Source organism: Gillisia lutea, assembly GCF_021568705.1.
Taxonomy (GTDB): domain Bacteria; phylum Bacteroidota; class Bacteroidia; order Flavobacteriales; family Flavobacteriaceae; genus Gillisia; species Gillisia lutea.
Window position 1 is genome coordinate 64,557 of record NZ_JAKGTH010000006.1, and the last position, 13,704, is coordinate 78,260.

The 13,704-nt window shown below is 36.5% G+C and carries 13 protein-coding genes and 1 tRNA gene; 1 reads left to right on the forward strand and 13 read right to left on the reverse strand.

The genetic code is table 11. The features are described 5' to 3' along the window. Positions 1-8: 8 nt before the first annotated feature. The 11 genes from L1I30_RS00385 to L1I30_RS00435 form a co-directional block, all read right to left on the reverse strand. The gene (locus L1I30_RS00385) at positions 9-2,666 is read right to left on the reverse strand and encodes a TrlF family AAA-like ATPase (protein ID WP_236132267.1); all 2,658 of its coding nucleotides are present in this window, start codon (positions 2,664-2,666) and stop codon (positions 9-11) included. 111 nt (positions 2,667-2,777) lie between these two features. Continuing rightward, a complete protein-coding gene (locus L1I30_RS00390) occupies positions 2,778-4,358 on the reverse strand; it encodes a type IV secretory system conjugative DNA transfer family protein (protein ID WP_236132268.1) in 1,581 nt (526 codons plus the stop codon). Between the two features lie 3 nt (positions 4,359-4,361). Further along, a complete protein-coding gene (mobB, locus tag L1I30_RS00395) occupies positions 4,362-5,393 on the reverse strand; it encodes a MobB family relaxase (protein ID WP_236132269.1) in 1,032 nt (343 codons plus the stop codon). Between the two features lie 11 nt (positions 5,394-5,404). Continuing rightward, a complete protein-coding gene (locus L1I30_RS00400) occupies positions 5,405-5,785 on the reverse strand; it encodes a BfmA/BtgA family mobilization protein (RefSeq protein WP_236132270.1) in 381 nt (126 codons plus the stop codon). Positions 5,786-6,215: 430 nt separating this feature from the next. Continuing rightward, on the reverse strand, positions 6,216-6,413 hold the full coding sequence (locus L1I30_RS00405; protein WP_153267900.1) for a hypothetical protein: 198 nt from the start codon (positions 6,411-6,413) through the stop codon (positions 6,216-6,218). Between the two features lie 12 nt (positions 6,414-6,425). Continuing rightward, positions 6,426-6,806, reverse strand: coding sequence for a DUF6876 family protein (locus L1I30_RS00410; RefSeq protein WP_236132271.1), 381 nt, complete (start codon positions 6,804-6,806; stop codon positions 6,426-6,428). Between the two features lie 78 nt (positions 6,807-6,884). Next, positions 6,885-7,229, reverse strand: coding sequence for a single-stranded DNA-binding protein (locus L1I30_RS00415; RefSeq protein ID WP_236132272.1), 345 nt, complete (start codon positions 7,227-7,229; stop codon positions 6,885-6,887). Between the two features lie 1,303 nt (positions 7,230-8,532). Next, positions 8,533-8,605, reverse strand: a tRNA-Met gene (locus tag L1I30_RS00420). A 122-nt stretch (positions 8,606-8,727) separates the two neighbouring features. Then, positions 8,728-9,081, reverse strand: coding sequence for a SpoIIAA family protein (locus L1I30_RS00425; protein ID WP_236132273.1), 354 nt, complete (start codon positions 9,079-9,081; stop codon positions 8,728-8,730). 66 nt (positions 9,082-9,147) lie between these two features. Further along, positions 9,148-9,330: a CPXCG motif-containing cysteine-rich protein gene (locus tag L1I30_RS00430; protein WP_236132274.1), complete on the reverse strand. Its 183-nt coding sequence runs from the start codon at positions 9,328-9,330 to the stop codon at positions 9,148-9,150. 12 nt (positions 9,331-9,342) lie between these two features. After that, complete coding sequence (locus tag L1I30_RS00435; protein ID WP_236132275.1) at positions 9,343-11,256, reverse strand: ABC-F family ATP-binding cassette domain-containing protein; 1,914 nt, start codon at positions 11,254-11,256, stop codon at positions 9,343-9,345. Between the two features lie 58 nt (positions 11,257-11,314). Between L1I30_RS00435 and L1I30_RS00440 the strand changes: the two genes are divergently transcribed. Further along, positions 11,315-11,689, forward strand: coding sequence for a DUF983 domain-containing protein (locus L1I30_RS00440; RefSeq protein WP_236132276.1), 375 nt, complete (start codon positions 11,315-11,317; stop codon positions 11,687-11,689). Here L1I30_RS00440 and L1I30_RS00445 read toward each other — a convergent pair. Together L1I30_RS00445 and porN are read right to left on the reverse strand one after the other, a co-directional pair. After that, positions 11,674-12,732: an NAD(P)/FAD-dependent oxidoreductase gene (locus tag L1I30_RS00445; protein ID WP_236132277.1), complete on the reverse strand. Its 1,059-nt coding sequence runs from the start codon at positions 12,730-12,732 to the stop codon at positions 11,674-11,676. The genes L1I30_RS00440 and L1I30_RS00445 overlap by 16 nt on opposite strands. A 68-nt stretch (positions 12,733-12,800) precedes the next feature. Continuing rightward, entirely contained in the window at positions 12,801-13,694 is an 894-nt protein-coding gene (porN, locus tag L1I30_RS00450; protein WP_236132278.1) for a type IX secretion system ring subunit PorN/GldN, read from the reverse strand. Positions 13,695-13,704 lie beyond the last annotated feature (10 nt).

Consider the following 13,704-nt stretch of genomic DNA (forward strand, 5'->3'; position numbering starts at 1 on the left):
CACTACGCCTACTTAATGCCATATATTAATTGTCGTTGTTTAAATGCAGATTTACCACCTTCGAGAATTTCGCAACTAATTTCCCTTGTTCCTTTCCTGTCAATAGAACCTGCTTCCAAAACGTGTGATTTTACGCTTGTGCTTTTTAATGGAATTATTAATTCTGCATCGCCAAGTACGGCAATGTTAGGGTTATGGGTAACAATGATTACCTGTCTTGATTCTTTGATTTTACGTAAATTCTTAACAATCGTTTTAAATATGAATTCACTATCTAAATTATCCTCTGGTTGGTCAATTATAAGCGGCGTAGTACTTTTTGAAAGCATTAAAATTCCAAGTAAAACCGACTGTTGTTGACCTAACGACAATTGCGATATCGACTTTGTATTTCTTAATGTTTTACCCGTTACATCATCTTTATATAATCGTGTAACGGAAATTGAAGGTCTATCTTCAAATGGCAAGGCTTCAAAATCTTCATAAGTATGGTCTTTAAGAAGTTTTTCCACGATAGTTTGAGCTTCATAATCCCCAATAAATCTTTTACCTTCATCATCTGTCAATGCTTTTAATGCATCATTGTTTTTGCGCATACAAATATCGACGAACTCAAATGGCGATAAATTTTTAGTGATTAAATATGCTCTTGGAACTTGGGATGTTCGCCAATCCATAGTCGTTTTTAATAACTGCTCAAATTCGTCAGAATAGTTTCCCTGGTCATATTTTACATTTATAAATAATCCATCGAGCGTATTCTTAAGATTGTCATTTATAGTTTGTCCAAATGCATTTCTGTAGTAGAAAATTCGTTGTTTTATGTCCTTTCTTTTTCCAATCAATTCTTTACGCACAGTTTGTAATTCATTTAAAAGTTTTTTGCTGTTTTCAAGTTTTTTTACCCTATTGGTTAAATCGATAATATCTTTCGATATTTGGTTGATTTTACCCAAATCAAAAGGAATACCTTGAGCTGCCAACTCTTGCTTTTTGGCGTCCATCTGTACCTGAATCGCTTTTTCCTTGGAAGCCCAATTTTTAAGTTCTGTTCTAAGCTCTTCTACTTTTGTTCCGAGGGCTTCATTTAATTCCCCTGCCTTGGATTTGACAATAGCTGAAAAATCACTAACAATATTCTTTACTTTCTGAAAATAATCCTTACCAACGACTATTTCTTCATCTGATAATTTTTCGAAATTTTCAAAGGTTTCTTCATCATTTAAAATATCCTTATAAGTCTGAATTAGTAGCTTAAGGTCGGCAATTAGATCTTGACGTATCTGTCTTTCCTTTATTAATGCGTTTTGGTATTTTACCAATTCCCCTGCTTTTTGCTTTTTTAAATTCTCTAATTTTTTCTGCTCGTTTTTAAGAGCTTTTCTTGTTTCATCAAGACTTAGTAATTCGAGTCTTAATTTTCTGGCATCGCTTTGGTTTTCGAGCAGATCTGTGATGATTTCTTTATCTTCGGAAATGAGGGGTTTTAAGTCTAAAAACCCATCAAGAAAATCTATCAAAACCGTTGGGTTTTCATCGCTGTGCTGTATAGTATCAGCTGTTTCGCCTTGACCATAACTTTCAATTTCAACACGTGATATTCCATTTATAGGGTCTGTTATATTCTGAGTACCATTATTCTTTTCTCTTGAAAATTCAATAGTTTGCCCAGCTTCATCAGTATATTGAAGTGTTATTTTCTGAGGCCACACATCGGAATCAACAACCTTTGAAGAAGATTGATTCCCTGATGTTTCTCGTAAAGTTTCTAATAAGGTTGACTTTCCCGCACCTCTACTGCCAATTATACAGGTTAAATTAGGACTTAGGTCTATATCCATTTCATCTAATAATCCACCTTCTATAAAAATCTTATTAAATACCGGTCGTTGCTCAGGTATAAAATCTTCCAGTCGAATTCTTGATTCGTGGCTCAACAGCGCAACCTTAAAGGCGTGGAAATTTAGTTCATCAACTTTTATCCTGGTCAACTTTTCATTTCCTTCGGCATTGGTTCCCAACTTATTTAAATTATGGGAATCTGAACCCATCAATTTAGGAAGGATTTGGTCATCATCCATTAATAAATTGTCGCGCCTCAGCCCCACAAGCCTCTTCCTATTCGCATCTTCATCGCTATTGGAATAAAAATGGAAATTTTCTTTTTTGGATATCTCAAGTCCTAAAAGGTTTGGGTGGCTAAAAATTTCTTCAATAGGCGGACCAAACCGCCCAATAGTTTTTTCAAAACCTGAATCAAGTTCGATGTGAGCTAATATGCCAACACCACTACATTGATGGGCAAAATCCAAACACTCTACGATTCCTTGTGTAGTGGTTTTCTTATCCTCACTTATATTTAATTTACCAGCGAATGACCTTAAATTTTGAAAAGTGTCGAAGTACAATAGCAAATGACCTTGCGTAGTGGTTACTTCAATTCCGGGAATGACCAAAATATCCTTATCTGCAGCGTAATTTATCGCTGTATTTGAATTAAATATCTCATTATGGTCAGTAATACTAATAATCTTCAATCCTTTCGCGATGGCGGTATCAACAATCGCCTCTGGTGTCATTGCGGTATCTTTAACATCGTAAGATCCAAATTCCCCGTATGAATGTATGTGTAAATCTGCTCTAAGAAATCTTGCCCCTTTAGTCATAAATTGCCGAATTTTTAAACTCTAATAATGCAATAAAATTAGCTTGATGCCAAAAGAAATCATTGTTTATTCTTAACAGATAAAATATTCTTTGAAAATTCACATCAAATTTCAATTAAATATCGACTTCGCCTCATCATAAATTCTATCAAAATTAGTAGATAAATCTGCCTGAGAATATTGCTTGGATTCTTCAGGAAGCTGCCGCTGTATTCTTGACAATTTAAACTGCACTTTCTTATCCTTACCATCAGCATAGGTTATAAATTCGCCCTGTTTTAATCGAAAGAAAACGTCTGCTCTTATCTTCGGTATCTCTTTTTCGCCCGTTGTGATTCGGGTATCAAAATCGAGATTATGGCCACGGCTTATGCTTTTAGTTGGGTCTTTGATGATTTCAAAAAAGCGTTCGTAATATTTGGCAGTATCTGGGTCGTTGACCTTGCCGAAAAATTGATAGGATAAATTGCTTAATATTGCTTTGCTTGCTTTGTCGCCATACATCATATCGTTCTGGATTTTGTCCTGCATTACGTAGATGGTAGCAATATCATAACTTCTTAAAGTTGCTGGAATACGATGCATATTTAATAGCCGAATTGTCGGCGCTTCTTCCATTAGTAAAAACGAGGGTCTGGAATTCCTAACGCTCATTTGCTTGGTAATGGTGTGAATGATTGTGGCAATTACTGGCGAATAGGATGTCTCATATTTTGGATTGTTCACTACAGAAATGATTGCAGGGTTTTCTTCGCTATTGATATTCAAGGGCACTTCGTCTGCGGACAATGCCATAAAAATGCGTTGTGTGCTAATTCGTTTCAGGGCGTTTGCCAATGTGCTTTTTACACCAGCGGTCTGTCTATCGGAATCCTTACCACTAATAAAAGCGTCTGCCATCGCTCTCGATGTGGTATTTGTTTCCAAAAACTGGATAAGGCTGTCGGTATCGAGTATTTGATAAATGGCTATTAGATGCGGTAACGTACAGTATTTGGGATAGTCCGTTTTCAGTTTCCAAATCAATCCTCCAATCAAGCCTTCAGCTGCATCGTTAAAGAATTTTGTCGTTCCGGTTGTTCCACTTTCCCTTTGTTCCAAAAGGTTTTCGATTAATACTCGTGACACCTCATTTACGCTTTCCTCGTTCTCTAAATAGCGTGGTGCAATAGGATTTACCCTATGGATGATTTTATCGAAGGAAATGACCTTAAACGGGATATCGCTATCCTTGAAAAGCGGATACGCCATTTCGGTTAATTCAAAATCCTTGTAGTCGTGAATGATTCCACAGAAGTGCTCTTTCCGGAAATGTTTTAAAAATCCATACACTACACTTTCGGTCTTTCCACTTCCTGCAGATCCGATGATGGATGCGCCACGTTTAATATTATCTAACTTGAAATTTCCTTTAGTCGTAGCAAAATTGACTTGATACTTTTTATCGCCATTTTGCAAGCTTTCAGTTTTATGCAAAAAAACATACAGTCCTATATTAATTAACATTAGAGGACACACCAGATAAAGTAATAGCGATACTAATTCGTTCTGTTCAGTTAAATAGAAAATTAAGCAGGAAAGCATTAAGAAATTCAAGAAAAGTGCATACTTGCTCACTCTAAATATCGCATAGAAAACAGTACTGGCCACACCAATAATTGAGAGTATCGTTATGAGATTGTCTATTTCCATACGCTAAATTCCTATTGAACTTGATTTAATGGCCACTTCAGCACCACGTCTTAATCGTTTGAAAACACGAAGTGCGATTTGTGCTTGACTGACTGGAATACTTGGAACAATTGGCAAGCCACTTTTGGTAATCATTTTGAAAGCCAAAGCTTTTTCATTGGCTGGTAATTTCATCAAGGCGGCGAAATACAGGTTGGGATTCTTTACAAAATCTTTTTTTGCTTTGTAGGTCTCGGCAAAGTTGCGTTTGTAGCCAAAAGTTTTGTCAAACGTTTTTTCCGCTTTGGCGAAAAAGGCATCCCTATCAAAACCACGCTTTACCTTTTTGCCGTGCATTTCAACTTCAGAAGCTTTGTGTTTACTTCCAGGCGAAAGACTGACCGTATTAGAAGCATCCTTTCTGCTCACGATGATATGGATATGACTTTGGTTTCCATCTTTCGCCATTCCCTGGACAATTCGTTTTCCATTTTGCTGATGTGGTGCTTGGCGTTCCAATTTGGCAATTTCCTTTCCCATCCTTTTAATATTCCCTTCAGCTCGTCCTTCTTTAATGTTTCTGATTTCGGTTTTCAGCTGAAGTATTTTTGTTGCGAACGGTTGGTTCTCTTTTATCTGAAAATCTGTTCCCTTGAATGTTCTTTGGTGTTCAATTTTCGCATAGTATTTTATGTCATCGATGGTTATAGGTCGCCCGTTTATTTCCCTATTGAAGCTGGCAACATAATCTTTCATCAGCTCACGGGTGTAGGTTTTTAAATCTTGACTATTGTTTTGAAGTTTTCGCAATTCATATTTTGAAGGACTAACCGTAATCGAATAAAACTTGGGTTCTTTCTTTTTTAATTTTGCGGTGTTTCCATCAATTTCTTTGACCACTTCTTCAGCGGAAATCTCATCGCCATATTGATTGAAAAAATGTTCCATTTCGTGCTGTTCCAAACCTTGATTTTCCTTTTCCAAATAGCCTACAAAATCTGCTGAACTTTGTGAATAATTGTTGCCTAATTTTTGAGGTGTTATCGTAATGTACATAGCTCTAAAATTTAGAGTTGGTTGCTTTGATTTTTCTTTTCTCGAAAACGGATTTCCTTCTTTTCTTCGGCATATTTCTTTTCTACAATCAGCGGTTTTTTGGTTGGCTCTTCGGTCTCAAAAAGGGACTGAATCATAGCCACCGTAGGTTTGGTTTGTGTCTTTTCTACGTCTCGCATTATTGCAATAACCGCATTGATTCTTTTGAGTAATTTAGCCTCAATAGTTCGTCCTGTTGGTCCTAATTTTTCCTTTGGCGATATTTCGTTGTAAAAGAAAAAATCGAGCATTGTGGACATTGCTTCAGTGTGCGATTTGAAGTAAGTACGCGAGAATGTTTGGAAACGTTTTGCGGTTTCCTTTTTAAATCTAATTCCAGTATATGAGTCCATATTTCGCCGATTTGTCGCAAAATCATCCCTAAAAGTGGGCGTTCTTAGCCCGTTTGTCGCAAATCGTTGATTGTTAAAAAATTAAAAGATATTTAAATTTTTGATAATCAGCTATTTAAAAACGAAAAGGAATCCAAAACATCGCGCAGCGTGTTACCCTCTTGCTATTCCTTTTCGTCCCGCTCGCGGGACAAAAATCCATACAATCCGGCTAAAAAGCCGATTGCCATTTTCAAGGAAAATGATTTTCCAGTATGTTATTTTTCGATGTGTAAGGGTATCGGCGAAAGTCGAAAAGTGGATAACCCTACGTAAATTTGAATGCTGAATTCTAGCGACATAAAGATACGCTTTTTTATTGACTTGGATTTGTTTCAAAATAAAAACACCCCTGGAATTTCAGAGGTGTTCCACATATAATCTTAATGAGTCAGATATTGAAAACATAATCGTAGGTGTATAGATTTTTAATCATTTCTTCATCTATTAACTTTTCATAATCTGCACCAGTTTCGTCAACATATTTTTGAATAGATTCCCCAAAAAGATGTGTAACGTGTTCTCTCGAAACCTGTAAGAGTTCCTCTTGTTTTTCCTCGCTCAAATCTTGAAATTTAATGTAAATCATAACTTCAAAATTTTAGTATTCGCTTGGTAACATCAGCGTATCATTTACAAAAAATAACCGCAGTTCATCGAGTGGAAAATCGGTTGATCGATAATCGTGTTTTTCTAAAATATTATCGTTGCCATCGCTGTAAATTATCTCGGCTTCATATCCCGAATAATCTTGTTTTTCTTCGGGCAATCTTTTAAAATCGATTGTGATAAATTCGCTTCGGTTCATCAGACTTTTTGCAATTACGGACGTGTCTGTAATGAGCCAAAAACATTCTGCTGCTTCCGATAAATATTTCAATCCGTCCGTAAAACGGGTTCGCAATAATGGGATTTGATAGAACATTTCCGTTCCCGTAAAATATTGCAATCGCTCTTTTATTTCGTTAACTTGTGCTTTCATTGTGAATATATTTAAATGTGTGAATAATGAAAAAGAGGGCGCAACTTTCGAGAGGAACGTCCTCTATAATTTTGAAGTTTACTTGTCGTTTTTGCTTCCAAGTAAAAGGATTTCATCGGCTACAACTTCCGTTACATAGCGTTGGTTGCCATCATCGGTGGTGTAGGTTCGGGTCTTTAGTTTCCCTGTAATTCCTACTTCTTTGCCTTTTTCAACAAATTTCTCAACGATTTCAGCAGTTTTACCCCAAGCTACTACGGTATGCCAATTAGTGTCCGTTTGCTTTTCGCCTTTGCTGTCTTTGTAATACTCGTTTGTGGCTAATGAAAAACGAGCTACTTTCTTACCGCTTTCAAGGTTCGTGATTGTTGGCTCTTGTCCAACGTTTCCAATCAATTGTACGTGATTTCTAATAGTAGTCATAATAAAATATTTAAGTGATTTGTATTTCCCCTATTGATTTAAAACAGATTAAATTTTAAGGGGTGTTTGTTCTTTTCTTCTGTGCATCGCACAATGGATAGAGTGGGTTTTGTCAAGACTTTTAGGGAATAAATCAGGTGTGTTTGCGACGTAGAAAAATCCTTGGATTTTCAAGGAAGTAGAAACCTTATTTTTCACTAAAACTTGTATAGTCTTGACAAGTTCCATAAGGGCATTAGCAATTCTTTTAAACGCAGTTGCGTTTGAGCGTACCGACAGTTAAGCGAAATAAGAGGCTGTGGTTAAATTAGAACTGGTTATGTCGTGCCTGTTTTTCGATGACCCGAAAAACAACAAAGGCTTTATCCATTATAAACCCCTTAAAATGTGTAAGACAGCGGTTTGGTTTTTAAGGACTTTCGAGTGAGGGCTCAAGAAGGCCGCGCCGAAAATCCTGTCAAGAAAATCAAGCCGATGGCTTTCCGATGTAAAAGCGGACTTAATACACAATTTTGGCTCTGGAATGAAGTGTTCCTTCCCAGAGAAGCGGGAAGGGTTAGCGGAATGGAAAGCTGAAATTGGGAATTGTGTCCAAGACTTGTGTAGTGAAGCTCTTTGCCCGAAGTGTAGTGGTTGCCTGCTTTTTCAGCAGGCGAGCGTGGAATGTAGGGGAATGTGCTGAGGGGATTTATTATTGCGATTTATTATGATTATGCAGGATTTAAAGCGGACTTGACTTTAAAGGTGTAGGTTGGAATGCAGTTTGCCCGCTTCCCGACTTTTCTCGGGAAGCGGGCAAGTGGAATGGAAAACGGAAGCTTTAGAGTTGTGTCCAAGATTATTATAGGGAAGCGCTATTCCCGAAATGAAGCTTTTTCGCGTAATGCAGGGGAATGTGCTTACCGAGTTATGAAACTATATTATCCATCAGAAGTATGATTTAAGGCGGACTTGACTTTAAAATTGTAGATTGAAATGGAGTTTGACCGCTTCCCGACTTTTTCGGGAATAAGCGGACAAGTGGAATGGGAATAGGAAGTTTTGGGGGTCGTGTCCAAGACCTCTATAATCAAGCGCTTTCCCCCCGTAATACAGTTTTTCACGGATCATAGGGGAATGGGCTGAGTGTTTACGAATACCAAATTTTATGAAAACAAAGCAAGGAAAATAGAATATATAGGCATTTGAGACCAAAATATAACAAACTAAAAGTATTCAAGAAAAACAGCAAAATGTTGTACCTATGTTGTACCTAGTCCATAAAAAAAGGCTTCACATTTCTGTGAAGCCTTGGTTTTACTAGTAGCGGGAACTGGACTCGAACCAGTGACCTTCGGGTTATGAGCCCGACGAGCTACCTACTGCTCTATCCCGCGATATATTGTTAATTCAAGATGTCAAATTTTGCGATTTCGCTGCTTTCAAATCAAGCTTACTGCGCTATCGGGTGGCAAATATACAACTGTTTTTTACTTCTCCAAAACATTTTTTAAAAAAATTATTGAATGATCCAGTTCATGGCATCCAGTCGTTTTTCTGAAGAAAATGGCTTCACTTCTGCCTTCATAAACAAGTCCTTGATAATCATTGCATTTCGCATGATAAGGTGATCAGAAACCACCGCTATTTTATAAAACTGTCCAGCATGATCAAATTTAAAAATTAGATCTTTCACCATCGCTGAGAGATGAATTCGACTTTCTTTTTTAATTTCAACTATCAAGCTGATCTTATCATGCTCCTGCAACCTTTCAAGAATCACTTCATGAACTTCATCTACCAACGCATTATCTACATCAGAACTTATTATAATTCCTACAACGTGATCGGCAAATTCGAATGTTGATACCATAATTCAAGTAATTATTCAACTAAATTTAGAAAGAATAATACTTAAACGTGTTAAACTCAACCTAAATTATTGCTCTATATTATTGGCTATAAACGAAATAAGTTCATTTTCTTCAAAAACTACAGTCAATTCTATAGGGTTACAACATATTTCACAATCCTCAATATAGGTTTGCTTACCTATAGAACTATCTAGGAGCATAGAGATATCTTCCCAACAATAAGGACATTGAAAATGATGTTCGTACATTTTTAAAAGGCTTTATGAAATTGCTTCTAACTCTTCCTGCAATTGCTCCCAAGTCTTCATAAGTGTTTCAAGCTCTTTCCTTTTCTTCTGATACGTTTCCATGAAGTTAGGTTTAGCAAAAGTCTTTACATAATTTAGAGCTAGCTCTTCGTCTTTTTGCTTCAACTCCTTCTCCAACTTACTTATTTTAGATTCGGTATTGCTAAGCTTATTATTTAGGGTTTTAAATTTCTTCTGATCGTTATAGCTTTGTTTGCTGTCGGTGTTCTTAGAAACGTCCTTTTGTACCTTATCTCTCTTTTCTATAGCCCTCATGTTCTCAACATTTCGTTGCTCTAGATAAAAATCGATATCGCCTAAGTATTCTTTTATATTCCTATTTTTGAATTCGTATACAGTATTTGTAAGTGTTTGTAAGAAATCTCTATCGTGAGAAACAATAATTAACGTTCCCTCAAAACTCTTCAAAGCTTCTTTTAAGACATTCTTAGATTTAATATCAAGGTGGTTGGTAGGCTCATCCATTATAAGAACGTTGAAAGGCTGGAGCATCAGCTTACATAAAGCAAGCCTGTTTCTTTCTCCCCCCGAAAGTACCTTTACCTTTTTACTCACTTCATCCCCACGAAAAAGGAATGACCCCAACATATCTCGTACCTTACTTCTGGTATTTTCATTGGCAGCATCTATCATGGTATCTAATACTGTCTTTTCCCCGTCCAACTCATCAGCTTGATTTTGGGCAAAATAACCTAACTGTACATTATGACCTAGTTTAAAATCTCCTTCATGAGAGATCTCACCTACAATTATCTTAGCCAAAGTTGTTTTCCCCTGACCGTTCTGACCCACAAAAGCAATTTTACTTCCACGTTCAATAAGAAGATCGATATCTTCTAAAATTTGAGAACTTCCATAAGCCTTACCTATCCTGTCGGTTTCAACAACAACTTTCCCCGGCTGTTGTGATATAGGAAAACGAAGATTCATTACAGCATTATCATCTTCATCTACTTCGATTCTGTCTATCTTATCAAGCTTTTTGATAAGCGATTGTGCCATGGAAGCTTTAGAGGCTTTAGCTCTAAATTTTTCGATTAACTTCTCTGTTTGCTCAATCTGCTTTTCCTGGTTTTTTTGAGATGCCATTTGCTGCTCTCTCAATTCCTTTCTAAGTACCAAGTATTCAGAATATGGTTTTTTATAATCGTATATCTTACCAAGAGAGATTTCAATGGTTCTGTTAGTTACATTATCAAGGAACATCTTATCGTGAGAAACAATAATCACACAACCTGAATAGTTATTCAAAAAGGATTCTAACCAAATAATGGACTCTATATCCAAGTGGTTGGTAGGTTCATCCAGCAACAGAATGTCGTTATCCTGAAGTAACAATTTAGCAAGCTCTATACGCATTCTCCATCCTCCGGAAAAAGTATCTGTAAGCTTGTCGAATTTATCTCTTTCAAACCCGAGCCCTATCAACACCTTTTCGGTATCACCTTGATAGTTATATCCTCCAATAATTTCATATTGATGGGTATATTCGCTCAAATCCTGAATTAACTGTGTATACGCCTCACTTTCATAATCGGTACGAGTGGCTAGCTGTTCATTAATAAAGTCTATCTTCTTTTCAATAGCTTTTATTTCCTCAAAGGCCTGTTGAGCCTCCTCTATAACGGTTCGTCCCTGAATAAAATCGATGTCCTGCTTTAAAAATCCAATCCTTAGCTCCTTGTCTTTTGCAATTTGCCCGGTATCAGCCTCCTGTTCACCAGATAAAATTTTAAGCATAGTAGATTTTCCCGCACCGTTCTTACCTATAAGTCCTACGCGGTCTCCCGCTCCAAGCCTGAAAGTAATTTCATCAAACAAGGTCTCCCCGCCAAATGATATCGATAAATTATGAATGTTAAGCATTAGTCTTGTCTATTATTTTTGCAAAGATGCCTATTTTTGTATTGCTAAAAAAATAGAAATGAAATTCCTCAAAGGCAAGAAGTTATATAGCATACTAACGGGTACTTGTCCCGTATGTCAAGAAGAAAGTATGTATGTAGAATCTAACCCCTATAAGCTGGGTAGAATTTTCGATATGCACGAGCGTTGCTCCCATTGCCAAACCAAATATAAAATAGAACCTTCCTTCTTCTTTGGTGCAATGTATGTTAGTTATGCCGTTGGAATTGCATTTGCCGTAGCTGCATTTATTATTTCTTATTTCTTTTTAGGAGGCGGGCTTGTAACCACTTTTATAGCAATTATTGGAACATTGATAATTTTTATGCCCATTATAATGCGTCTCTCCAGAAATATATGGATTAACATGTTTCTTCACTATAAACCCAAATAATGTTTTTTTTCAAATCTTTTTAAATTGATATCGCTGGGCAACGGAACTCCCCTTTCGATAAATTGGATTAGCTGTTTGGCTACAGTTGGACCAATAAGGACTCCCCTGCTGCCAAAGCCATTACAACAATAAAGCTGTGTATGTTTAGGATGCATTCCTACTAATGGTTTTCTATCATTAGTAGAGGGCCTTATTCCCGCAATTTGATCGACCACTTCAAATTTACAAGTTATCATGGTTTCTAATTTTTGTAACAGTTGTTCTCGGGCTTCTTGAGATGGCACAGATGATTTATCAAAATTATTATAAGTGGCTCCAACCTTATAAAGATCATCACCAAGAGGTAATATGAATACCGATGACTTTACAGCAACATTCAGCTTAAGCTCTTTAGAACGAATAACAAGATATTCTCCTTTGTTACCATTCATCGGCAAATAATTGAAAAAAGGATTATCCTTCAACCCGAAACCATCGCAAAAAATAATTTTCCCCGCACTAGTGCCTTTAAATTCAACTTTACCTTCCAGAAGTCTTACTTCCTCATATTTAAAATCGTGCTCATCCAATAAATTAACATTACGTAAATATTCACGATAGGCTTCTAATAGTAATTTCGTATTTACTGCTCCGGTACCCATCACCTGCCCGAATGAAAAATTGGAAGGCAGATTTTCATTTAGATCATTGTAAAGCTTAGGATTCAAAAAATTAACCAAATTCGTCTTATCCATAGCTGCGAACCAATTATTTTGCTCTTCAATAGAACTGAACTTTCTGAAGATAGGGAGATCATGTATAAGTTTTTCATTCAACTTATTTTCCAATGCCTTATAGAAAGGAAGCGCTATCTTCATTTGTTCATCGGCCTGCCATGCCAGTGTAAACCGTTTAAGGATAACAGGATTAAAAACACCCCCGGCAACTGTCGACGAAGATTGTGAGTTATTTTCAAATACTCTTACAGTTTTCCCCATGCTTAATAATTCCTCTGTAACAGCTATACCGCTAAGCCCGGCACCAACAATAATATAATCCACCATAAATAATCATAATTAAAAAACGCTCCCAAAGTAGGAGCGTTTTAATTTTATATTTTAAGAAGTGAGAATTAGTAATTCCACATATCTTGTTCAAAATTCCTGATACGCTCTTTAATACGCTCTGATTCCAATAGCTGCATAAAGGCATTTTCATTAATATAATCGTTAACCTCTCTATCGCCCTGCACGTTATCTTCTTTATAGATTACTGCATTAAATCTTCTGGAATTCAACAAATGATCAAAAGTGATAGATTGTGAGGTGTTTCCTCCGTTAAATGCTTCAGCCTCGTAAAGCACTTCCCTTGCATCTGGGAACCACACCCAAAACAATTCAACCATATCAGGATTCTCATCATCGATAAAGTTAACATCGGGAGCCACAGGAGCAATTCCTAATAATCTGTACTTAAGTTCTGCCTGACGTTTATCAAAATACCACATTCCACGAATATGATATTCAGCTATATCAGCCGAGGTAAGATCTCTTCTATCTATAAATTGCTGATCGATCTCTTCTCCGGCATTGTACTGTTCAATCCCCAAATCGGTAGTATCAACCTTAGAAATAGCTGCACTAATGTCATTTAAAGTACGCTTACCATTAAAGTAAGAATCTGCATAAATATTTTTAATCTTCCCACTTTTAATACCGTTCATAAGAACATCATATAAAGATCTTCTATTAGAACCAATATTATTAGTATCTATTGGATAGTACATTGGAAAATTAACTCTTTCATCAAGATCAACTATCTCCCACGTATTTTTAGACCACAATATATCCCTTTCATCCACATAGCCATATGCTAATGGCTTGCTTTCCTTTTTTACTTTTAACTCGGCATCAGATAATTTACCTATATCCTCTGGCGACTTAGCGTTCAATACGTTAGATTGCCCATAAGATGAGATAGTTAAAAGAAATCCGAATACACCGGTTAAAAATTGATTCCACTTCATTGTATTGAAT

What these genes read in the sequence shown, in the direction of transcription:
- L1I30_RS00445 (WP_236132277.1), bottom strand. Translation starts at nt 12,732, where the DNA reads ATGGTGGATTATATTATTGTTGGTGCCGGGCTTAGCGGTATAGCTGTT.
- L1I30_RS00390 (WP_236132268.1), bottom strand. Translation starts at nt 4,358, where the DNA reads ATGGAAATAGACAATCTCATAACGATACTCTCAATTATTGGTGTGGCC.
- L1I30_RS00405 (WP_153267900.1), bottom strand. Translation starts at nt 6,413, where the DNA reads ATGATTTACATTAAATTTCAAGATTTGAGCGAGGAAAAACAAGAGGAA.
- mobB (WP_236132269.1), bottom strand. Translation starts at nt 5,393, where the DNA reads ATGTACATTACGATAACACCTCAAAAATTAGGCAACAATTATTCACAA.
- porN (WP_236132278.1), bottom strand. Translation starts at nt 13,694, where the DNA reads ATGAAGTGGAATCAATTTTTAACCGGTGTATTCGGATTTCTTTTAACT.
- L1I30_RS00430 (WP_236132274.1), bottom strand. Translation starts at nt 9,330, where the DNA reads ATGTACGAACATCATTTTCAATGTCCTTATTGTTGGGAAGATATCTCT.
- L1I30_RS00400 (WP_236132270.1), bottom strand. Translation starts at nt 5,785, where the DNA reads ATGGACTCATATACTGGAATTAGATTTAAAAAGGAAACCGCAAAACGT.
- L1I30_RS00435 (WP_236132275.1), bottom strand. Translation starts at nt 11,256, where the DNA reads ATGCTTAACATTCATAATTTATCGATATCATTTGGCGGGGAGACCTTG.
- L1I30_RS00425 (WP_236132273.1), bottom strand. Translation starts at nt 9,081, where the DNA reads ATGGTATCAACATTCGAATTTGCCGATCACGTTGTAGGAATTATAATA.
- L1I30_RS00410 (WP_236132271.1), bottom strand. Translation starts at nt 6,806, where the DNA reads ATGAAAGCACAAGTTAACGAAATAAAAGAGCGATTGCAATATTTTACG.
- L1I30_RS00385 (WP_236132267.1), bottom strand. Translation starts at nt 2,666, where the DNA reads ATGACTAAAGGGGCAAGATTTCTTAGAGCAGATTTACACATACATTCA.
- L1I30_RS00440 (WP_236132276.1), top strand. Translation starts at nt 11,315, where the DNA reads ATGAAATTCCTCAAAGGCAAGAAGTTATATAGCATACTAACGGGTACT.
- L1I30_RS00415 (WP_236132272.1), bottom strand. Translation starts at nt 7,229, where the DNA reads ATGACTACTATTAGAAATCACGTACAATTGATTGGAAACGTTGGACAA.